Raw genomic sequence first — 23307 nt, forward strand, 5'->3', positions numbered from 1 at the left:
GTATGCCGGTCATCTGCCCTACATGCAGTAGTCAAAAGCCCTACGGCGACTTCATTCAGATCAGCTATAAGGCTGATCCGCAAGGCTATTATCGTGAGATTAAGCAACGAGCCAACGGAATTCGATTCTCGGAATGGCGTTCTTTGGAGGCAGAATTAACTTTCTCAAAGCATAAGGAAGGTATCTACTGCGAGAATGATGAGAGTTCTATTCTAGACGCCCTGCTATCCGTCGAAGATAGAGAGATACTTGCAGATCGCAGATTGCCCCTGCAGAATAGTTTCGACAGCACCCGACTCGTGGATGACTTACTGGGGCTAGGCCAACGTATACGCAGTGATGTCCATGTCCATGAGGTTCAAGGGAACGAAGGGGCATTCGCAGACAATCTGAGCATGGCCCATTGGATGAAGCATAAGCTTCGTGCTATGGGCATTGAAAGGCTTTATGAGCATCAGGGAGAAGCCATTCACCAGATCAGGCAAGGTCGAAATGTGGTGATCTGTACGAAGACGGCTTCCGGCAAATCGTTGGCGTATAACATTCCAATTATTGAACGATTAGTGGCGGAACCGGATGCTACTGTACTTTATCTGGCACCGTACAAGGCATTGGTAGAAGATCAATTCGCACATTTGCAGCAATGGGCCGACCCTATTGATGAGCGTACTAAGGGAGTTACAGTGCGCGGTTTCTCAAGGTTCATGGTAAATGGTCAACAACTATCCGCTGGTATTCTGCACGGTCAGAAGAATGTGCCCGAACATATGCGCAAGGACCAGGCAGCAGGCCTAGTATATGCAGAGGGACGCTATTGGCTGACGAATGTGCACTATTTGCACATGATTCTGCAAGGCACCAGTTCTTCGACGGGTAAAGGTCCTGAACTGTTGCGTTTTCTTCGAAATCTTCGTTATGTCGTGATCGATGAGCTTCATCAATATTCGGGGTTACTAGGATCAAAGGTGTCGATGGTTATACGCAGATTAAGAATGCTGTGCGATCGGATCGGGAATAGGGATGTTCAATTCATCGCATGCTCAGCTACGATTGCGAATCCCAAGCACTTGGCGGAAGAACTGACAGGTAAACGGGGATTGAAGGGGTTTCACGAGATCTCGAATGCCCGGACGCCATCCAAGCGGAAGCATGTTCTCATGTGGAATACAGGTAAGTCCGACAATGAACAGAAGAAACGGGCCGTCGTATCTGATCTATACGAAATCCTAGGCACAATCTATAAGGACGGGAGATGGCCAAGAAGCATCCTGTTCACTAGCAGTCGAGGGCAAGCGCAATTGCTTAGTCGAGAGTTGAACATGATCATACGGACAGCGCTGAATGAGAAAGGCGTCCTGTTATCAGACGAGAAGCAAGAACTATTCTTGCCCTACCACGCCTATCTTACGCAAGAAGTGAAGGAGCGCACGATTCAGAAGCTAGAGCAGGGCGAGATTCTAGGTGTGGTGACAACTAGTGCGCTTGAAGTCGGTATTGATGTGAAATGTCTAGATGTATGTATCCTGATGGGCTACCCTGGTTCACAAGCTTCCTTCTGGCAACAAGCAGGACGAGTCGGACGTAGCAGAGATGGAGTAGTCATCATGATGATGCAAGAAGAACCGCTTCAGCAATATTTTGCTAGGCATCCTGAGCAATTCTATGAACTCCAGCCGGAAGCGGCAGCCATTAATACCACGAATCTTAGGTTATTGAAGGAACATCTTGTCTATGCGGCGCATGAGCAAGGAGGCATGGTCGTCAACGCGATGAACTATATTCGTTCATCTATGCTTCGTAAGATTGTCACAGAATCATCCGAGCATTGGGAGCAGACGGACGGAAAGCTTATATATCGAGGCGAGGTACCAAGGTATCAAACTTTGCTTACGATGGGGGCAACCTATACGGTGGTCACCAAGAATGGGTGGAACGAAGATATTCTATTTCAAGGTGTCGACGGACGATCACTGATTCGAGATTATCATGTGGATGCGGTGTTCCTCGGACCTGACAATCGAACGTTTTACAAGGTCAAATGGGTGAATAACAAACAACGCAAAGTGGCAGTCGAACCGGTTCGAACAGATTATTATACGAGAGGGATCGTTCGTGACAGCATTGAAATTCAAGAAGTGGTCCAGACTCTGCATTCGAACGAAAGCGCACTGAAATCGAATATCGGCAATATCGTGGTGAAGCGCAGTACGTTTGGCTACAAAAAAGTGTACCAGCATAACGCAATGCCACTAGAAACAGTGCAATTGACAAATACGTATCCGGTAAGCTTCCAGACAGAAGCTTTCTGGCTGATGTGGGATCATGAAGGCAAGCAAGCGATGCGTAATTTGCTTAACGATTTGCAGATACGTGAAGGATTGACGTTCGAGGATCTCTATGAAGGTAGCCTGCATGCCGTCGAGCATGCCGTTGCTTCGGCTATTCCGTCAATCGTACGATGTAATAGTTCAGACTTTCAACATACTTCATTCTTCTCCAGTTCGGCTCTATTCGGTATGCCGGGAATGTTCATCTACGATGGCCAAGCTGGCGGAGGTTCTGGGATTGTAGAAGTAGTGGCTGACAAGTTTGGAGTGCTACTGGAGAAAGCTAGACAGCTAATCAGCAGTTGCGGTTGCTCGAATGGATGCCCGTCGTGCATTCAACTCTTCCATTGCGAGAGGCAGAACGAGGCGTTGCATAAGGAAGGCGGTCTTTTATTGCTGGAATATTTGCAGGGAGTTTGGCAGAAGTAAGTGGAAACTATCACACATAGATGAGTGAAAAGGAGCACTACTTAACATGATCTCAGGAACCTACCAATGGATCCCCTTTTATATGGAGTTCGCCAATCGATTGCTGCCCTATAAGCACAAGCGCCAAGAGCTTATTGCGATTCTTCTGGACGTATACGAAAAGATCGGAATGAACTATCCATTCATGGATAGTGGATCGCCTGGGGATGATATTTGCCCGTTTACGGTATATGGTACGTTTAATAAAGGAATTACGGATGACAACCGCAAGACGATTATGAGGGAGCTTGGAGCCAGAATAGGTGTTCAGGCTGACATTCCAGACAGCTTTGAAGGCGTGCCAGTGCTGAACAATATGAAATCCTGGTTTTTCGGGTACAAACAGGATCGAGGAACGAATGATATTCAGCATTTGTGGGAATTATTCGAGGTTGCAATCGCCTACGCAGACAATGAGCGCAGTTCAACGTATCAGGAACAATTCATTTCTGCCTATGATAAGGTGCTAGGGCAGCTTGGCGTGAAGTGGAATATCACGATGGGACTCTATTGGATTAGACCGAAATCGTATTTGAATCTAGATGCTCGGAACCGTGAGTATCTGTTAGGGGATCGCAATCCGTGGGCAGATCAACTGAGAACGGTGTCGGGGATTCGGCAATTGCCTGAAGCCAGGGAATATCTTGCTATTATTGAGTTTTGTTCTTCTATGATACGTGAGCAAGACACCCCGTCCTCCTTTCCAGAGTTATCGCATGAAGCGTGGCAAGGCGGCCAAACGTCCAACGCCAGCTTCTTGAAGTGGTTTGAGCCGATCCTATCGGCCCTGAAACAATTAGGCGGCCAAGGAAGCCCAGAGCAAGTCAGACAACAAATCATTGAAGATGAAGAGCTGCCGGATGAGGTTGTTGAAGAAAGAAGAGGCAAAATGAACGGCAAAAAGTTCGATAGTGAGGTTGCTTTCGCTAGGAATTATTTGACATATGATGGATATTTAAAAAAAGAAGAACGAGGAGTCTGGAAGCTGTCCGATAAAGGTATGACGGAACCTATGAATGAAAACATCGCAGCAGATATCTTCCGCAGGTGGGCACAGCATCACAAGGAACGACGGGAGCAAAGTGTACCAAAGCAGAGCGAGAGACGAGTCTGGATATACGCGCCAGGCAGCCAATCCTCGGAATGGGAGACATTCTATCGGGAAGGTATTATGGGCATTGGCTGGGACGAAATGGGCGACTTAAGACAGTATCCGAACAAAGCTACTATGCGAGAAAAGATGAAAGAGATATATGGAAGTGAGAAATCATTTCGGAATGATGGTCATGCGACATGGCAATTCGCGAATGAAGTAGAAGTTGGCGATCTTGTATTTGTGAAGAAAGGTAACCGGAAGGTGATCGGCAGAGGTGTAGTCGAGTCTGAATATCAATTCGATGACTCGAGAGATTCTTATCGACATATTCGCCGGATACGATGGACACATGCGGAAGAGATGGACTCTCCTATGCAGAATCCGCAAAAAACATTGACTGATATCTCAGCGTACAAAGAAGTGGTTATGAAGTTTGAAGAATTGTATCAAGTGGACGAGCCAGAGGAAGTAATTGTTGAACCGGAGTATCCTCCATATTCAGAGGAAGATTTCTTAAGTGAAGTATTCATGGACTACGATCAATACCTGAAGCTGAACCGACTGCTCAAGATGAAGAAAAACCTCATCCTGCAAGGTGCGCCAGGAGTAGGCAAGACATTTGCAGCCAAACGGCTTGCTTATGCCATGATGGGAGAATGCGATGACAGTCGAATAATGATGGTGCAATTTCATCAAAGCTACAGCTATGAGGATTTCATTATGGGCTATCGGCCGACGAATGATGGCTTCGAGCTGCGTACAGGACCGTTCTATCAATTTTGCAAAAAAGCTTCTGAGGATGATGAGCGGGATTACTACTTCATTATTGATGAGATCAACCGGGGGAATCTGAGCAAAATCTTCGGCGAGTTATTAATGCTGATCGAGAAGGACAAGCGAGGACAGTCGCTTCGTCTCTTGTACCAGGATGAATACTTCGATGTCCCGAGCAATGTGCATATTATCGGCATGATGAATACGGCGGATCGGAGTCTGGCCATGATCGATTATGCGTTAAGAAGACGATTCGCATTCTATGAGATCGAGCCGGCCCTCGATTCGGATGGATTCCAATCGATGCTGGTAGAACAAAGTCTTCCGAAGCTGGAAGCACTCGTCAAGCAGGTGAAAGAACTGAACCATGTCATTTCAACGGACGAATCACTAGGTCAAGGGTTCAGAATCGGTCACAGCTACTTGTGCACGAGTGAAGAAGCTACAGATGAGTGGTTGGAATCGGTCATTCACTATGAGCTTATTCCATTACTAAACGAATATTGGTTCGATGAGGCAGACAAGGTCGCTTTTTGGTCGAAGCGGCTGCTCGGAGTGCTAAATGATTAACATTCGGAATGTGTATTACATGCTTGCTTACGCGTTCGAATCGTTACGGGAAGATGGCTACGCCAAGTTGGCATCAGAGACATTCGAGCATACAGCGGACTTGTTCGCGGCTATTCTTGTACACGGCATATCGATTCAAGTGAAGCGCGGGCTTGGCAGACATTATATCGAACATACGGAAGCATTGAGTACGCCGGCGGGCAAGATTCACGTCACAGCAACGATGAAGGAGCAGACCTGGCTGAAGAAGCAGTTGATATGCGAGCGAGATCAATTCTCGGAAAATATTCTGCTGAATCAGATTCTGAAATCTACAGCCATGCTGCTGATGAAGTCTTCGGAAGTGGCGGTTAAGTACAAAAAATCGCTGAAGAAGCTAATGATTTATTTTACGGGCGTGGATTCTATTGATCCTCTCCGTATCCAGTGGGGGAGTATTCGTTATCATCGCCATAACGCCGCTTATCGGATGCTCATTCATATCTGTTTTCTAACCGTGAAGGGGTTGCTCATGAAGCAAGACGGCTCCTCCGGCAAGCTGGCACAATACGTTGACGATCAGCACATGCATCGGTTGTACGAGAAATTCGTACGAGAGTTTTATCGAAAGCATTATTCGCAATTCCGAGTGTCCGCCGCGCATATCCATTGGATGATTGATGATGGCTTCGGCGATTTCCTTCCGGCCATGAAGTCCGATATTACGATTGAATATCAAGGCAAGACGCTTATTATCGATACGAAGTATTACGGAAGAATGATGCAGGTGAACACACAGTACGACACCCGAACCATTCATTCGAACAACATGTATCAAATGTTCGCCTATGTGAAGAACAGAGATGTTCAACGGACAGGCAAAGTGAGTGGTCTACTGCTCTATGCGAAGACGAATGAGGAGATCGTGCCTGATTACGTGTATAGCTTAGGCGGCAATTCTATTCACGTTCGGACGCTAGACTTGAATCAAGATTTTGATGGGATCAAGACTCAACTGCATCGAATTGTAGAGAGAGTATTGCAATGAATGGATATTCAAGAAAACTACGAGTGGGGCAGGTTCCTATATATTTATATTCCCTCGTCAAGCTGCAGGTAGAATTAACTAATTGGATGAAAAATGAATCACATTGACGACTCATTGAGTCGTCTTTTCATATGGTTTAAGTGTCCAGCCTAGTTTCGACACACTTTGCGAACTCCATAAATTAGTATAAATATAAATGGATGGTGATTCGAAAGTGTATTAAAAACGTGGGGAGTGTGTTATCGCAATGAAGAAGATAATCACAGGAATACTAATTGGCTTTATACTTGCTATGTCGTCGACAGTGTTTGCAGAATCTGTGAAGGAGTTCATTTTAACGAGAGCTTCGTATCCTATCTACGTCGGTGGTCAAGAATTCAAGAATAATGATCTGCCTGTATTGAACTATGAAGGAAGTACATATGTACCGCTTAAAGCGGTAGGAGATCTTTTGAAAGCTGGAGTGTCATGGAATAGCGAATTGAGGAGAGTAGAGATAGAATCCTCACTGGATTCAGCTCAGGAACCGGCCCCGCTTGTTGATGATACATCTGTTGTAAATACACCTATATTTAATCCCAAGATTCTAAATGGTTATCTTGTAAATTCCGATGCAACAGCAATCGAATATTTGGGTGTAATCTATTTACCGATTCGGGCAGGTTCTGAAAAATATAATCTTGATGTAACTTGGAATGACGCTTCAAAAGTCTTGAAATTTAATAAGACAGATATTCAAGCAAAAGTAAATAATCAATATTCTGCTGCAGCGGACGGCTTTGTTTATAACGGTAGATCTTATATTAGAGAATCTATTTTCATCGAGGCAAGTATGAAAGTGAAAGAATATCAATTAAATGTACAACTTGAATATCTTGAATTAAATAAGGCATATATCTCCGATCACGGAATGACAGTTACAGTAAAAGAAACCAATGTGATCGATAAAGGCGGTTTCTATGAATATAGTGTAACTTATGTGTAACAGAATAATAATACAAATAAAGCTGTCCCTGAAGGGACATTCAAACTACATTTTGAAAATGGTGAATCTCAAGCTCAATATGGTTTCTTTGGTGAATTAATGCCAACAGAGAGTATTACTAGAACATACACATTTAAATCGACGAAAGATAAAGTTGCATATTGTTTGGAGTATGGCGGAGACACTTTCTTCAATGAAGAGCCATCTAAAGATTCTTTGAAATGGCAGGTTCAATAGAATAATGACTCGATCCTGAGAACACATCGTGATTCGTGTTATAATCCATGTACACATAACCATAATTTCACAAGTATACAGAAGGAGGTAAATCCAAGTGTCGAGTCCGGATGAGAAGAAGCATCACACGTATCAAGATTGGCTGTCATGGGACGGAGCGTGGGAATTAATTAACGGTAAGGCATATAACGTGTCGCCTGCCCCTACTGCCCTTCATCAGTTCATTGTTGGAGAGCTACATTTTGCGCTCAGAACACACCTGCAGAACCAGAGCTGCTATGTGATGGTTGCGCCGTTTGATGTGTTCTTCAGTGAGAGTGAGCAATATGATATGCCTGATCATGTCATACAGCCGGACTTGTCGGTGGTTTGCTCCAAGAATCAGATCTCCAAGAATGGCTGTCATGGTGCACCAACATTGATCATCGAAGTGTTATCACCTTCCTCAGCGCTGAAGGATTTTAATGAGAAATTCAATCTTTATCAAAAGTATGGCGTGCAGGAATATTGGATCGTCGATCCCGGAAATCGCACCATCCACGTGTATGGCCTAAAGGACGGCATATTTCAGGTGCGGGATTTATATACAGAGCAAGATCATGTACGCTCGAATGTACTAGAGGAGTTTCAACTATCACTGAGCAAGTTGTTTAATCTTGAAGCCTAAATCACTTAAGCCGATTCGAAAGGGAGTCCGATTCCTGACACTCTGCTGTTATAAGTCATTTTCGAGCAACCCAGGGAGCCTTCACCCGGCTCCTTTTTTTTTGTTGCCAATCAGATGTTATTGAATCCCGACTACCAATGTGTGAAAATAAACAAATAATAGCGGCCGCGTATCGGCTGCGAGCGAACGAGGAGTGAGAGCAATGGAGCAGCAAAGTACTGCTGTTGTCGATTCGCCCCGGGGGGAGCTTATTGCGGTTCTGCTGCCGGACGGGCAGTATGAGCTGGATTGGCAGGAGGAGCTGCAGCAGACAGAGACCGAGGATGCGGGTCGGACGCATCTGGCCGAGCTGTACAAGCTGTTTCGCAGCGATTCGGAAGCTTTTCTGCTAGAGCTTGCCTTGAAATGGCAGAACGAGACATTGTCGGAGTCGTTGCGATTCTTACAGCGGATTGGGACAGTATTTGTGAAAGGGATGGCTCGCCACCCTGAATTGGAAGGACAGCGCGGCGCTGCGGTCCTTCCCCTTGAAGAGGAGGACGTTCGGGAGTGGCTGGCAGACGCCCCATTCCTTATTGGAGCACAATTTTTGAATCATAGCTTTATAGAAGAGCTGTGGAGCAGCTTGCATAGAGCTTTTGAGGCAAGCGTGAGCAGACATAACGGCAGCATGGCGCAATGGTTCGCAGATAGCGGGACTACTTTCCAGCCTGCAGGTCGTGTTTACTTCCACCTCGTAGAGAGTAAGGAAGGGAGTGAATTCCCCTTTTCCTTCATGTCTACCTATGCGGCAGAGCAGCAAGTAGCGGGCAAGACAAGACATCTGCCGCTCAAGCAGGCACTGGTGGAATACGGAGAGAACAGCTCCAAGCTGCTGGAGCTTCTTGCAACCGTACATCGGGCGGCAGAGCAAAGTGAGCTGATCAGCGATCTTGTGGAGTCTGGTGATATTTTCTACCCGATCGGGCTCTCCTCCGAGGAGGCGTATGTGTTCCTGCGTGAAGTATCGCTCTATGAGGATGCAGGCGTGTTATGCCGGATTCCCAAATGGTGGCGCAGCAAATCCAACTCGCTAAAGGTGAATGTCAGCGTTGGAGAGAAGCAGCCATCTCGGCTCGGGACAGACGCGTTGCTGAGCTTCGATGCCGATCTATGGCTGGGGGATGAAGCAGTTTCTGCTGCGGAGCTGAGGCAATTGCTTGACGAGCAGGAAGGCCTTGCGCTGATTAAGGGAAAGTGGGTAGAGGTGAACCACAAGCGTCTGCAACAAGCGTTGGATGCTTACGAACGGGCCAAGCAAGCAGCAGATGGATCTGGTTTAAGTATTGTCGAGGCTATGAAGCTTCATATGAGTGCGGAACGCGTGCTGAAAGTGGATTCGGATAACGTTAAGGTCGAGGTTACAAACGGGCAATGGCTGGAGACGGTGATGGACAAGCTGCGACAGCCGAATGCGATTGAAGCGCTCGGCTCGACGGGCGAGGATTTCCAGGCAAGCTTGCGCGCTTATCAGGAGCGCGGCGTAAGCTGGCTGCATATGATGAAGACATTGGGTCTGGGCGCTTGTCTAGCAGACGATATGGGTCTCGGCAAAACAATCCAGATTATCGCGCTGCTCAATTACATTCGCAGTGTGCGTCAAGAGCGCGCCTTTCTGGTCGTTCCGGCCTCGCTCATTGGCAACTGGATGAGGGAGATCGACAAATTTGCCCCGTCTCTCAATTATTACGTGTGCCATCCCTCAGCCAACAAAAGGATCACACAAGAGGATGCGCTTGATGTGAGGCATCAGCTCGTCATTACGACTTACGGGATGCTGGCCAAATATGATTGGCTGAGAGAACAGGTTTGGGACATGCTTATTCTCGACGAAGCGCAAGCGATTAAAAATCCGGGAACGAAGCAGACAAAGCTAGTCAAGCAAATCGAGGCCTCCTATCGTATAGCGATGACAGGTACGCCAATTGAGAACAGGCTGGGTGATTTGTGGTCGCTGTTTGATTTTCTCAACAAAGGACTGCTGGGAACGGTCAAAGAATTTGGCGATTTCACGCGCGGGCTTCGTGACACCGCGGACGGCTATGGCAGGCTGCGTCAGACGGTAAACCCGTTCATTCTGCGGCGGCTAAAGACAGATCGAACGATTATTACCGATCTACCGGACAAAATCGAGATGAAGACGTATGCGACGCTTACGAAGAAGCAGGTCGTGTTATACAATAAGCTTGTCAAGGAGCTGCAGGAGAAGTTGCTGTCTGCAGAGGAAGGCATTCAGCGCAAAGGGTTGGTGCTTGCGGCGTTAATGAAGTTCAAGCAAATATGCAACCACCCGGATCAATATTTGGGGCAGCAGGTGTATGCTGAGCCGGATAGCGGCAAGTTTGCGCGGCTGCGTGAAATTTGCGAGACGATCTATGAGAAGCGGGAGCGCGTTCTTATTTTTACCCAGTTCAAGGAAGTGACAGAGGCGCTAAGGTCCTATCTGGAAGGGATATTCCAGCACAAGGGGCTGGTTCTCCATGGAGAAACGCCTGTTGGCAAGCGGCAAGAGCTTGTGGAGGCTTTTCAGGGCAAGGAATACGTGCCGTTTATGGTGCTGTCCATTAAAGCTGGCGGTGTCGGTCTGAACTTGACGGCAGCCAATCATGTGGTCCATTTCGACAGATGGTGGAATCCGGCAGTTGAGAATCAGGCGACAGACAGAGCTTTCCGAATTGGGCAGCAGCGTAATGTCATTGTCCACAAGTTTATCACGCAAGGAACGTTGGAAGAGAAAATCGATCAAATCATTGAGGATAAGGTTCGTCTATCTCAGGAGATCGTACCGGATATTCAGGAAAGCTGGATAACGGAAATGGATAATGACGGGTTGATGGATTTGATGAAGCTGGCGGAATAGATAGCGGGAGGTGCGATAAATAGTTGAGGTTCTATAACGATTTCCCTGAATATGTGCCCGTAGCGGAGAAGAAGCGCAGAGCAGCTGCGGCAGCAGAGAAGCTGAAGAAAAAAGACAACAAAGTTTGGCCTGTTGTCATTAAAGGCCGTACCATTGCAACCACTTGGTGGGGCAAGGCGTGGTGCACTAATTTGGAAAGCTATGCGGATTACAGCAATCGGATCGACAGGGGGCGCAGTTATGTGCGTCACGGTTCGGTGCTCGATTTGCAGATCGGCAGCGGCAAGGTCGAAGCGCTTGTTCAGGGCAGCTCTTCGAAGCCCTACAAGGTAGAAATTACAGTTACCTTGCTGAGCGATACCGTATGGCAGCAGATTGTCAAGGCCTGTTCCGGCCGAATAAGCTCGCTGCAGGAGCTGGCTGGAGGCAAGTTTCCATCCGGATTGTCTGAGCTGTTCACGACAAAAGGAGCGGGTTTGTTTCCTTCGCCCAAAGAAATTCGCTTCAGCTGCAGCTGCCCGGATTATGCGGTGATGTGCAAGCATGTTGCAGCCGTACTGTACGGCATCGGCGCTCGATTCGATCATGACTCAGCGTTGTTCTTCCAGCTTCGCAATGTGAAGATGGAAGAGCTGATTTCGGCATCGCTTGCCGCGCAGTCTCAAGCTATGCTCGGCAAGGGTGGGCGGCGAGGTCGCCAAGTCATGGATGACGGCGATCTCGGTCAAACCTTCGGAATTGAGCTGGACATGGGTGATGTTGAGACGTCAATGGAGATACCTGAGGCCGGGAACGAGCCGATCAAACCTCGCCGAGGCAGACCGCCGAAGAACAAGTCAGTTGTCGAGCCGGTTAAGACTGAGGATGGCGCGACCAAGAAAAGCCGCAGGAGATTGTAACAATTGGAAAGCCATCCCCCCTAACAAGGACGGATGGCTTCTTCTCATTGTATTTACTTAAGTACGGGATGAGGAAGGTGCCGCCGCCGTTCTCGTATACCGTTTGTACATTCACAACAGGTAATAATTTTTTGTTTCATACCGAACGTACATTCCCTGACAACCAGTTGTCGCGCTCACCATTTATACTGGTATTTAGAAAATCAGAATGCGACAGACGGTACTCAGATGCTAGAATAAGAGTGACTATTTTCCAATTCTGCTGAGGACGAGGTGACGGTCTAGCCCATGGATCTGATAAATCGATTGTATGCAAAGCTAAACGAAGAGCCGCTTAAGCCGAAGTTGCTTGTGGCAGGGTCGTATGCGCAAGGACAGCAGCTGCTGGAGAGAATGTGCGCAAGCTATGGAAATGTCTTGAACGTAGAAGTCGAGACGATACGCGGACTGATGATGGGAAGAGCTAAGCTCGGCCTGTTCCTTGGAGGAGTCTCCTATTGCGATGATAGACAGATGTTCTGGGTAACAAGGAAGCTGATGGAGGAGCTTGCGACAGAGCAGCCAAACGGCTATGTAGGCGCAGACGTTGTGAAACCAGGCCTCGCAGAAGGCGTTCACCGGGCGATAGTCGAGCTGCGATTGGCAGGAGTAACGTCAACTGAGCTGCAGGAAGATGCCTTTGCGAGCAGGGAGAAGACGGCATACATGAAGGAGCTGCTGGCCCGATATGAGTCGTATTTGTCGGAGCAAAGCTTGGCGGATATGGCGGGGCTGCTTCCTTATGTAGAGTCGGATCACGATGACTCCTGGTATGTGGCGCTGGAGCCGACAAACTGGTCGCAAGTCGAACAACGATTGGTTGAGAAGCTTGCCGGCGAAAGGCTGATCCGCGTGGAAGCGGAGACGGCTTTCGGCGAGAATCCCATATTCGCCAAAAACAGCTTCCAATTATTCTCCGCTTCCGGTGTCATGGCTGAGGTGCGTGAGGGCTTCCGCAGGCTGGCGGGAGGCTCGGACTCGGCGGATCGGACGGAGATTATTCTGTCGGACTATGAAAGCTATGCACCGTACATTGCCTCTCAAGCGGAGGAGCTTGGCATCTCCTGTACGCTGACGGGCGGCTTGCCGCTATATTACTGTTCAGCCGGGCAGGCAGCTGTCGGTCTGATGGATTGGATCGAGGACGGTTATTCGGTATCCAAGCTGACAGAGTTGCTTCGACATGGTCGGATGGTCATTGCGGACGACCGATATACGCAAAGCTCCTGGATCTGGCTGCTGGAGCGATCCGGCATTGGCTGGGGGAGAGAGCGTTACTTGACGTTGCTGGGGCCGGACAAATATGGCGATGAGGATCGGGAGCAGGGAGAAGCGCTACATCACCATGCGACCAACTGGCTGGGCGGACTGCCGTCTGACGGTGCTGACGAGTGGCAGCCGATTGAGGTTCTGAACTGGTTAGCAAGGTTGATGGAGGAATATGTCGTTAGACGTTCCGCAGGTGATCAAGCGTTACTGTTGTCCTTGCGGGATTTAGCGGCGCGGCATGCGTTTGTTCCGGAAGCTTCAATGACGAAGGAGCTGGCGCTTCGTTATGTGCGAGGCATGCTGGAAGGTATTCGGATCTATGTTTCGCCAACGCCGAAGCCGGGGGCGATTCATGTGAGCTCGCTTGCGGACGGCGGTTGGAGCGGAAGGCCGCTCACGTGGATTGCCGGCATGGATGAGCGTGCATGGAGCGTCTCGGCGAAACAAGACCCCGTGTTGCTTGATGAGGAGCGCGAGCGATTGTCTGCAGATCTGAAGCCGAGAAGCGCATTGGCGCGGGCGATCAGAGCGGAGCGGGATTCTCGAATTGCACTCCTGCGCGGTGAGGTATGGGTAAGCTATTCTTCTTATGATGCAGGCGAGCAAAAGAGCAAGAGCGCAGCGTTTGAGATGCTGCAGATGTTCCGTATCCAAGCAGGCGACGATAAGCTGGACTTTGGCGCGCTGGCCGGCTCGTTAGGCGAGCCTTACGGCGTTATGGATGCAACGCGGGCTGCCGAGCTGGTTGCGCCGGAGCAAGGAGCACAAGAGAAGGGCAGCCGTATGATGCTGGACGGCATCGATGTCTGGGCTAGATGGCTAGCGAAGGCTGGCGGACAACGAGCCGCCGGACACTGGCGATTGCGGGAGAGCTATCCACATCTGGGGAGCGGATGGCGGGCAGAGCTAAAGCGTGATGCGGATGCGCTCTCCGCGTATGACGGCTGGTTGCTTGGAGGCGGCATAGCCGCTCAGACAGGAGGAGCGAGTCTGAGCTCGGATTCGGGCAGCATCAGCCTGGAGATCGAACGTCATGTGAGCGTCAGCCGGCTGGAGCAATTCGCGGGATGTGGTCTTCGATATTATTTTGCCCATGTGCTTAAGCTTCGTCCCAAGGAGACGACTGAGTACGATCGGAGCAGGTGGCTGCAGCCCAATACGAGAGGCACGTTGCTCCACGATGTGTTTAGGCGGTATATGGAAGCGGTGACGGGGGCTGGCACTAAGCCAGCAGCGCATGATCGAAGCATGCTTAACGGTCTGCTGGAAACAGTCATCGCGGAATATGCAGCAAGCATACCAGCGCCTAGCGCGCATGTCCTCTTAAAGGAAGAGGAGGAGCTGAGGCGGGATGCGGATGTCTTCTATTATACGGAATCCGTAAATGGAGCGCGCCCGATCTTATTCGAGCTGGAGCTGAAGGAGGAGAACGGCGAGCCGCTGGACGTGGTGCTCACGAATGGAACAATACTTAGGCTGAGAGGTTTTATCGACCGTATTGATGAGATCGGACCGCATAAGTACCGAATTATCGATTATAAAACGGGGAGTCCAAGCAAGTATAAGCCTTCGGAATATTTGGCCGGGGGAACGCAGCTGCAGCATGCGGTTTATGCGATCGCGGCAGAGCAATGGTTGAGAAGGTCCGGTTATGATCCTTATGCAGAGGTGGTAGAGGCTGATTATAGCTTCCCGACTGTGAAGGGGAGAGGCGAGTACGTGCGCAGGGTACAGAATCGGCGCGAGGAGGTCGCGGCTGCCGTGAAGGGGCTGATGGACGCTAAGACACAGGGACTCTATCTTCCAGCGGCAGATATCGGGCAATGCAGATGGTGCGATTACAAGACCGTATGCGGACCGCATGCGGAGAGAATGGCAGAGAAGCGGGAGCATACGGACAATGCAGAGCTTCTGAGAACGTTGTTGGAGGTGGAGAGCATTGGCTAAACGCGAAGTGATGATTGAGCTGGCCGACCAGCCGGACCGTGAGCGAATACTGACGGATCTTGGCACAACCTTGCTTGTAGAAGCGGGAGCCGGTTCCGGAAAGACGACAAGTCTCGTCGGCAGACTGATGGGTTTGATTCTGTCAGGAGTTCCTGTGCACGAAATCGCCGCGATCACCTTTACTAATAAAGCGGCGGATGAGATGAAAGAGCGGTTCCGTTTGGCGTTAGAAAAGGCTTCACGCAATGTATCCGATTCGTTATCGAACGAGGAGGAAGGGGATGAGCGCGGGCGGCTTCTTGCAGACGCGCTCGCGAATTTGGATTTGCTGTTCATAGGCACCATTCACTCCTTCTGCGGCTCATTGCTGCGGGAGCGTCCGCTGGAAGCGGAGCTTGACCCTTCTTTCGAAGAACTGGACGAGGAAGGGGATAGGGCGTTTCGGGCGTTAATCTGGGACGAATATATGGGGAGGCTCGACGGATCGCTGCAGGAGCAGCTAGATGAGCTGTTCGGTCTCGGTGTTGACGTCAATACGCTGAGAGATGTCTACGATAGAGTATCAGCCTTCGAGGATGTCGAGATCGCGGCCGAGCCTGGAAACAAGCCGGATTTCGAGCGTATTCGGGTCACGCTGCTACCGCTGCTCGAAGCAGCTGCTCCTTATATTCCTCAGTCAGAGCCAGCCGGCGGCTGGGATGCTGTTCAAAAGCTCGTGCGGCACAGTCTGATGAAGCTGAAGTATATGAACGCTGGTGATGACATGCGAATGCTGGAGCTCGCGAAGGATTTTGACCGAAAGCTGGACGTGACGCTGAACCGCTGGACCTCGAGGGAGCTCGCCGGCGAGATGAAAAAGCGGTTCCCCGAATGGCAGCGAGATGTGCTTGCTCCATTTCTCAGGGAGTGGCGGGAGTATCTGTATCCCAAGCTGATCGGCTTCGTCAGACCCGCCATCGTGTATTGCCGTGACCGTCGTTCTGCAGCGGGCCGGCTAAACTTTCAGGATCTGCTGATGGAAGCAGCGAAGCTGGTCAGGGAGAACTTGGAGGTTCGGACTTACTTCGCAAGGCGATATACGAGGCTCTTGGTCGACGAATTTCAGGATACGGACCCTATCCAGGCTGAGCTGATGTTTCTATTAACGGGCGAATCGACAAGCGAGAGCGGTGATACGCATGTGCGCGATTGGCGCAAGCTGACACCGAGGCCAGGCTCGCTGTTTGTCGTGGGAGATCCAAAGCAATCAATTTATCGCTTCCGGCGCGCGGATATATCAATTTATAACGAAGTCAAGTCGCGAATTGCGGCATGCGGGGCGGTGCTGCGACTGAGCGCGAATTTCCGGTCGGTGCAGTCGATCGGCGACTTCGTGAACGGGCAATTCGTCGGCAAGCTGCCGCCGGAGGAGACGGAGCAGCAAGCTGCGTTCGTGCTGATGGAGACAAGGGCTGCGAGCCCGACTGGAGGGCGCCGAACGCCGCATGGCGTCTACGCGCTGCCATATCCCAAGATGCCTGGCGGCAAAGCGGCCGTCGCGCAGTTGGATGCGGAGCGGATAGCGGCGTATATTGCTTGGGCTTGCGGAGGTGGCGACGGCAAGAGCGGCATTCGCATCGAGGATCGCGATGGTGGCAACAGGCAGGCGGTTCCGAGTGATTTTCTCATTTTGACGAAAACGCGTGAATTCATTCATCTATATGCGGAGCAGCTGGATCAGCTCGGCGTGCCGTCGGATACGTCAGGCAGTCTCACTTTGTACGAGGAGCAATTGGCGCTGTGGCAGCTAGTTCGTTATCTGGATGATCCTGCGGATTCTCCTGCGCTGCTAGGCGTGCTTCGCGGCTTGCTGTTTGGGGTCAGCGATCGGGCTTTGTATGTCTATAACGAATCGATTGGACGGATTGGGCTGTATGGTATTGCTGCTCCGGAGGAATGTCCCGATGAGGCGCTGCCCGTCCAGAGAGCCCTTATGCGGATTCGAACATACCGAGATTGGGTGCGCGGATCATCCAGCGCTATAGCCGCCTTCGTGCGTATCGTAGATGAGCTCGGCTTGCTGCCGTATGTATCAACGCTCACCGCGGGCGCGATCCGAGCGGGCACACTCGTTCGGATGCTGCAGCTGCTTCAGAGCGACGTGCGCGCTGCCAGCAGTTGGCCGGCTTTATGCCGGGCGATCGAGGAGATGCTTGCGGACCGGGGGATGGAGACATCCAGCTTGTATGCAGGAGGCAGCGGAGCGGTTCGTATCATGAATCTGCACAAGGCGAAGGGGCTTGAAGCGCCTGTCGTTTTTCTCGCTTGTCCTTGCGGAGAATCCGATCATGATGCGGACTCATACATCGACCGTTCTGGTGAAACGGCGAAGGGCTATTTCACAATTAGCCGGAACGTTGGAGAATTTAAGAGAGAGATCGTCGCGCAGCCTGCGGGTTGGGAAGCGATGAACGAGCGGGAGCGATTGTTCGCGAATGCCGAGAAGGAGCGTCTGCTGTATGTCGCTGCCACACGTCCAAAACAAGTGCTGGTTGTAAGTCTTTATCCCGAGCAGCCGGCCAAATGTCCTTGGACTTCGCTCGTGGACGGCATGGAGCTGCTGCGCGAGCTTGACGTACCGGAGCCGGGGACATGGGCATTGCAAGAGTCGAAGCTTGCGGCGCCTGAGTTGCAGGCGGCAAAGGCTGCGCTTGCGGCAAAGCTGGAGCGCCTAAAGACGCCTAGCTACAGCCTCGCTTCGGTGACGGGGCAGACGAAGGGCGAGGGCGATGCTCCGGATTGGGGCGCAACCGGCAAAGGGCTTGCTTTCGGCAGCGTCGTGCATCGTGCGATTGAGCTGGCAGGCAAGGGCCGCTTGGCTGAGGAACGGCTGGAGGATGCCGTTCGGATGTTGGCGCTAGAGGAAGGGTTACACGCCGATCACATCGGAGCGGCTGTCTCGATCGTTCGCGACTTGCTGGCGAGTGAGCTGTGGCAGCGCAGCTTGAGGGCGAAGCGTAGGCTGTTCGAGGTGCCGGTTATGATTCGCAAGGAGTCGGCAATTGGCGGCGAGCCGGTGTTATTGCGAGGCGTTCTCGACTTTTTGTTCGAGGAGGAGGATGGCTGGGTGATCGTCGACTTTAAGACGGACAGCGTGGCGGAAGGGAAGCTTGGCACTTTTGTTGATTTTTATCGTCCGCAGGTAATGGCCTATGCAGGGGAGTGGACCTCGACGTTCGGATATCCGGTAAAGGAAGCGGGACTTTATTTTGCCCAGTCGGGGGAGTATGTGGAATTGAGTGCAATGTAGAAGGCTTCATAAGGCTGCAGCCGGTGGCAAGCGCCGGTGGCAAGCGCCGGTGGCAAGTGCCGATGGCAAGTGCCGATGGCAAGTGCCGGTGGCAAGCGCCGGTGACAAGCGCCGATGACAAGCACCGATGGCAAGCGCCGACGTAGCTGCTAAGGAGATGTTGTGAGGGAAGTCTCAGAAGTCATTTCTTCCTTGTTCTGCAGTCTCCTCGTACTATTAGATTAGGTCAACCAGAGATTACTGGTTGGCCTATTTGAGGTTATAAAGCTGAGCAGTTGTTATTGTGAACGAAATCGGGTCAAACCGCCGTGGCTCCGCCGTGGCTCCGCCGTGCCTTGCTCACTATTGCCGCTAGACTATGGAATGCTGTAAATGGTGCAGGAATAAGTTATGCTGGTGGCCAAGTAACGACAGAATGATGCATTGTGTGCAGGATTATTGTGATCAGAGTAAGTGGGTGGTGGTACATCGAGACAAATTGATGCACAAATTGCAGGATTGTTACATAATTCGAGGTGCAGGTGGTTGAATTGATGTACAAAATACAGCATTCATATGACTTTTCCTCTAGAAACCTTGCTGCCTCCCGCATTTTGCTCATACTCGCGCCCGCCCCGCGCCCGCCCCGCCCCCGCGCCCGGCGTCCGATCCCAACACTGTCTTGATGTCCCTTGCGGTTTCAGATAGACATTCCATTCTCCTTATTCAAATTTATTTAGTTTCGCTATATAATACAATTATTGAGCTTCAATGGAGGGAGGAGAATCGGTGGACAATCGAGTTGTATTGGAGCATTTTGTCGATCATATGCAGCGTATTCAGCGGTATTTGCGCTCGGAGGGGTTTCATCGCAACAAGGTGGAGTTGACGCGTGTGCAGTGGATGCTGCTGAGGCACTTGCGATGCAAGTCGGGGCGTACAATTGGGCAATTGGCGGAGCATCTGGACGTGAGGGCCAGCACGATGTCGCAGATGATTGATCGGCTTGAGAAGATGCATTATGTCGCGCGTGAGAGCAGCCCCGAGGATGCTAGAGTGAAGATCGTTAAGCTGACGCCGGAAGGCGCAGAGCTAATCGCCAATATGGATGCGGCTTGGCTGGAGTCGCTGGAAGAACCCTTCGCCAACTTTGACGAAGACGAGAAACGAATGTTGCTTTCTTTGATGGCGAAGCTTTCATCCCATTTGCCGAGAAAAGGAGATTAACTCTGATGCCTTACGGTCGATACATTAGAAAGTATTGGAAAAGCTTTCTGTTAGCGATTCTATTCGTTGCAATCGAAGCAAGCGCGGATCTGATGATGCCGACGCTGCTTGCGCATATCATCGACAATGGGATTGCCGAGAAGGATCTGGATTACGTCTTGCGGACAGGAGCGCTCATGTTGCTTATCACCGCGATGGGCGCGATCGCAGCTTCGATCCGCAATATCGTGGCGAGCCACGTCTCACAGAAGTTTGGGGCAGAGCTTCGTTCGGATCTGTTCGCCAAGATTGGGTCGTTGTCGTTCGATAATATGAACAAGTTCGACCGGGGATCGCTAGTCACTAGGCTGACTAACGACGTTACGATGGTACAGAACTTTATAAACGGGATGATGCGCATCTTCATCAAAGCGCCTATTCTTGGCATCGGCGCATTGATTATGGCGGTACGGCTCAATTGGAATTTATCGATTATTTTGTTCGTTGTGGTGCCGATCGTCATTGTATTGGTAGCGCTTAATATCCGCGTCGGCTTCTCCCGGTTCATGAATGTGCAGAAGTCGCTTGATAAGGTGAACACGACGGTTCGCGAATATTTGTCCGGCGTTCGTGTGGTTAAAGCGTTTAATCGATTCGATTATGAGGAAGAACGGTTCGAGGTATCGAACGAAGAGCAGCGGGCACGCTCGACGAACGCCATGAGGGCTATGTCGATCTTTAACCCGGCGATCATGTTGACGGTTAACTTCGGTATTGTCGTCGTGTTGTGGTTAGGCGGGCGTTGGCTCGATAGTAATCTGCTGCCTGTCGGCCATCTCGTCGCTTTCGTCAACTATATGACGCAAATCTTGTTTGCGCTTATGATGCTGACGATGGTGTTTACGATGTTTATCCGGGCCAAGGCCTCCGCTCAGCGGATCGGCGAAGTGTTCCGTCAGGATAACGAGATGACTTGGCGCGACGATGTTCAGTGGGGGGCGGATGTGAAAGGGAAGATCGAATTCAGATGCGTATCATTTTCCTATGTGGAAGGTGCTGCCGCCCCGGCCTTGGATGATGTCAGCTTTAAGGTTAACCCCGGAGAAACAATTGGTATAGTGGGCTCGACAGGTGCTGGCAAGAGCAGTCTCGTTGAGCTAATACCACGTTTCTATGATTCGAGCCGTGGTGTCATCAGGGTGAATAACACTGATATTCGTGAGCTGGATCCTGCGTCGTTGCGCGAGCGGATCGCGATTGTTCCGCAGCAGACGATGCTGTTTACAGGTTCGATTATGGAAAATATTCGGTGGGGCAAGGAAGACGCAACCGAGGACGAGGTGTTGGAGGCGGCGAGACTAGCTGAGGCGCATGAATTTATCGAGCGTCTGCCGGAGGGCTATCAGTCCTTGCTTGGGCAACGAGGTGTCAATTTGTCCGGCGGACAGAAGCAGCGGATCTCCATTGCGAGAGCTCTGATCCGCAAACCGGAGATTCTAATTCTAGACGATTGCACCAGTGCGGTAGATATGGCGACGGAAGCTAGAATCAAGTCTGCTCTAAAGCTGTATGCGCAAGGCATGACGTGCCTGCTCATTGCCCAGCGGATTACATCCGTGATGGACGCGGACAACATTATCGTGATGGATCAAGGGAAAATCGTGGACATGGGCAAGCATGAGGCGTTGCTCGAACGCTGCCTGGTGTATCAGGAGATTTACCGGTCTCAGATTGGGAAGGAGTTGAAGTCGGATGTCTACTAATTCCAGCGGTGATGGGAAAAACGGAAGAAGCGGCGATACCAGTGTGCCGCCGGCCATTCCGGGGATCGGTCGTCCCGGAGCCGGTGCTGCAGGGAGAAAGCCGGTAAAGCCGAAGCGTATGGGTGCGACAATGCTGAGGCTGTGGCGTTACTTCGGCAGTGAGCGCAGGCTGCTGCTGATCATCTTCGCGTTTGTCATCGGAAGCTCCATCCTTGCTGTAGCAGGTCCCTATCTAATCGGGCGAGCGATTGACGCGATGACTGGGGCAGTTGACGGCGGTGTCAATTTCGGACTGCTGGAGATCGTCTTGCTCGTGCTTGTTGCGGCGTATGCCGCCGAAGGCGTGTTATCGTTCCTGCAAAGCTGGCTCATGGCCGGATTGTCGCAACGAGTTGTGAAACGACTGCGGGGCTCGCTGTTCGGGAAGCTGCAAAAGCTGCCTCTCCGATTCTTCGACTCGCGCCCGCATGGCGAATTGATGAGCCGAGTCACGAATGATATTGACAATGTCAGCAATACCGTATCACAATCGACAGTACAGCTTATGGCGGGATTCATCGGTATCGTCGGCTCTCTAACGATGATGCTGATCTTGAGTCCGCTCTTAACGTTAGCCAGTTTGATCACGGTGCCACTTGTCTATCTGCTCGCGAAATTCGTAACCAGTCGAACCGGAGTGTTGTTCAAAGAGCAGCAGGTTATGCTCGGCAAGCTGAATGGTCACATTGAAGAGACGATAACTGGTTTGCAAGTTGTCAAAGCGTTCAACCATGAACGGAAATCGATCGAACAATTCGAAGATGTAAACGGCAAGCTGCTGCAAGTATCATTGAAAGCGCAAATCTGGTCAGGCTTCCTAATGCCGCTGTTAGGCGTTATTAATAATATCGGCATTGCCACAATTGCAATTGTGGGAGGCATCATGGCAGTCAAAGGTCATCTTACCGTTGGGCTAATCGCAAGCTTTGTAGGATACTCGAGACAATTCGTAAGACCGCTTAACGAGATGGCTCAGATTTACAACGTTTTGCTCTCTGGTGTTGCTGGCGCTGAGCGCGTGTTCGAAGTGCTTGACGAGGATGAGGAAGAACCGGATTCTCCTGATGCGTCCGTACTTCATCATCCAAAGGGGCATGTCGTATTCGAGAACGTGAGTTTCTCCTATCGTCCGGACGTTCCTATTCTGAGGGGCGTCAGCTTTGATTCGCCAAGTGAGAGCAGCACGGCGCTCGTCGGGCCGACAGGCGCCGGCAAGACCACGATCGTCAATCTGCTTACACGATTTTATGATCCGACAGGTGGACGCATATTGATTGACGGCAGGGACATTCGGTCGTATACGAGGGAAAGTTTGCGTCAAACCTTCGGGATCGTGCTGCAAGAGACGTATCTGTTCTCCGGCACGATTCGCGATAATATATTGTACGGCAAACCGGACGCGACGGACGAAGAGGTCATGACGGCGGCGCGAATGGCCAATGCAGATACGTTTATCCAGCGATTGCCGAATCGATATGACACAGTGCTGACCGAGAACGGAGGCAACTTAAGTCAAGGGCAACGCCAGTTGCTTGCGATTGCAAGGGTTATTTTGGCAGAGCCTTCGATTCTCATCCTCGACGAAGCTACCAGCAGCATCGATACCCGTACGGAGCTGCATATTCAGGAAGCGCTGCTTAAGGTGATGAAGGGCCGTACGACTTTTATTATCGCTCACAGGCTGAATACGATTAGGGATGCGGACTCCATCACGGTTGTCGCCCAAGGGCTGCTGCAGGAAAAAGGGACGCATGAATCGCTGATGAAGCAGCAAGGCGCATATTACCGAATGTTCGATCAACAGTTCAAGAATGTGCAGACATAGGC

At 50.8% G+C, this 23307-nt stretch carries 12 protein-coding genes; all 12 read left to right on the top strand.

Translation table 11 applies throughout. From position 1 onward, the window contains the following. Positions 1 to 2: 2 nt before the first annotated feature. The 12 genes from ACX1C1_RS13235 (at position 3) to ACX1C1_RS13290 (ending at position 23305) form a co-directional block, all read left to right on the top strand. A complete protein-coding gene (locus ACX1C1_RS13235) occupies positions 3 to 2756 on the top strand; it encodes a DEAD/DEAH box helicase (protein ID WP_458957535.1) in 2754 nt (917 codons plus the stop codon). Between the two features lie 46 nt (positions 2757 to 2802). Further along, complete coding sequence (locus ACX1C1_RS13240; protein WP_458957536.1) at positions 2803 to 5235, top strand: AAA family ATPase; 2433 nt, start codon at positions 2803 to 2805, stop codon at positions 5233 to 5235. Continuing rightward, positions 5228 to 6262: a 5-methylcytosine-specific restriction endonuclease system specificity protein McrC gene (gene mcrC, locus ACX1C1_RS13245; protein ID WP_458957537.1), complete on the top strand. Its 1035-nt coding sequence runs from the start codon at positions 5228 to 5230 to the stop codon at positions 6260 to 6262. Before ACX1C1_RS13240 ends, mcrC begins: the two co-directional genes overlap by 8 nt. A gap of 247 nt (positions 6263 to 6509) precedes the next feature. Then, positions 6510 to 7247 (top strand): stalk domain-containing protein, encoded by a 738-nt coding sequence (locus ACX1C1_RS13250; RefSeq protein WP_458957538.1) that lies wholly within the window; start codon positions 6510 to 6512, stop codon positions 7245 to 7247. Positions 7248 to 7581: 334 nt separating this feature from the next. Continuing rightward, a complete protein-coding gene (locus ACX1C1_RS13255; RefSeq protein ID WP_458957539.1) occupies positions 7582 to 8151 on the top strand; it encodes a Uma2 family endonuclease in 570 nt (189 codons plus the stop codon). Positions 8152 to 8353: 202 nt separating this feature from the next. Continuing rightward, positions 8354 to 11050, top strand: coding sequence for a DEAD/DEAH box helicase (locus ACX1C1_RS13260; RefSeq protein ID WP_458957540.1), 2697 nt, complete (start codon positions 8354 to 8356; stop codon positions 11048 to 11050). Between the two features lie 23 nt (positions 11051 to 11073). Then, positions 11074 to 11949, top strand: coding sequence for an SWIM zinc finger family protein (locus ACX1C1_RS13265; protein ID WP_458957541.1), 876 nt, complete (start codon positions 11074 to 11076; stop codon positions 11947 to 11949). A 288-nt stretch (positions 11950 to 12237) separates the two neighbouring features. Beyond that, positions 12238 to 15204 carry a PD-(D/E)XK nuclease family protein gene (locus tag ACX1C1_RS13270; RefSeq protein ID WP_458957542.1) on the top strand — a complete coding sequence of 989 codons (2967 nt, stop codon included), beginning with the start codon at positions 12238 to 12240 and terminating at the stop codon, positions 15202 to 15204. Continuing rightward, positions 15197 to 18493, top strand: a complete 3297-nt coding sequence (locus ACX1C1_RS13275) for a UvrD-helicase domain-containing protein (protein ID WP_458957543.1) — start codon at positions 15197 to 15199, stop codon at positions 18491 to 18493. Before ACX1C1_RS13270 ends, ACX1C1_RS13275 begins: the two co-directional genes overlap by 8 nt. Positions 18494 to 19261: 768 nt before the next feature. Next, positions 19262 to 19699 (top strand): MarR family winged helix-turn-helix transcriptional regulator, encoded by a 438-nt coding sequence (locus tag ACX1C1_RS13280; protein ID WP_458957544.1) that lies wholly within the window; start codon positions 19262 to 19264, stop codon positions 19697 to 19699. Positions 19700 to 19704: 5 nt separating this feature from the next. Next, entirely contained in the window at positions 19705 to 21441 is a 1737-nt protein-coding gene (locus tag ACX1C1_RS13285) for an ABC transporter ATP-binding protein (protein WP_458957545.1), read from the top strand. Continuing rightward, complete coding sequence (locus ACX1C1_RS13290; RefSeq protein WP_458957546.1) at positions 21431 to 23305, top strand: ABC transporter ATP-binding protein; 1875 nt, start codon at positions 21431 to 21433, stop codon at positions 23303 to 23305. The genes ACX1C1_RS13285 and ACX1C1_RS13290 overlap by 11 nt, the downstream gene beginning before the upstream one ends. The last annotated feature ends 2 nt before the right edge of the window (positions 23306 to 23307 follow it).

The organism is Paenibacillus sp. strain BS8-2 (genome assembly GCF_054483835.1).

Excerpts from the sequence above, each read along its gene's own strand:
- ACX1C1_RS13235 (WP_458957535.1), top strand. The coding sequence starts at position 3 with ATGCCGGTCATCTGCCCTACATGCAGTAGTCAAAAGCCCTACGGCGAC.
- ACX1C1_RS13240 (WP_458957536.1), top strand. The coding sequence starts at position 2,803 with ATGATCTCAGGAACCTACCAATGGATCCCCTTTTATATGGAGTTCGCC.
- mcrC (WP_458957537.1), top strand. The coding sequence starts at position 5,228 with ATGATTAACATTCGGAATGTGTATTACATGCTTGCTTACGCGTTCGAA.
- ACX1C1_RS13250 (WP_458957538.1), top strand. The coding sequence starts at position 6,510 with ATGAAGAAGATAATCACAGGAATACTAATTGGCTTTATACTTGCTATG.
- ACX1C1_RS13260 (WP_458957540.1), top strand. The coding sequence starts at position 8,354 with ATGGAGCAGCAAAGTACTGCTGTTGTCGATTCGCCCCGGGGGGAGCTT.
- ACX1C1_RS13270 (WP_458957542.1), top strand. The coding sequence starts at position 12,238 with ATGGATCTGATAAATCGATTGTATGCAAAGCTAAACGAAGAGCCGCTT.
- ACX1C1_RS13285 (WP_458957545.1), top strand. The coding sequence starts at position 19,705 with ATGCCTTACGGTCGATACATTAGAAAGTATTGGAAAAGCTTTCTGTTA.
- ACX1C1_RS13290 (WP_458957546.1), top strand. The coding sequence starts at position 21,431 with ATGTCTACTAATTCCAGCGGTGATGGGAAAAACGGAAGAAGCGGCGAT.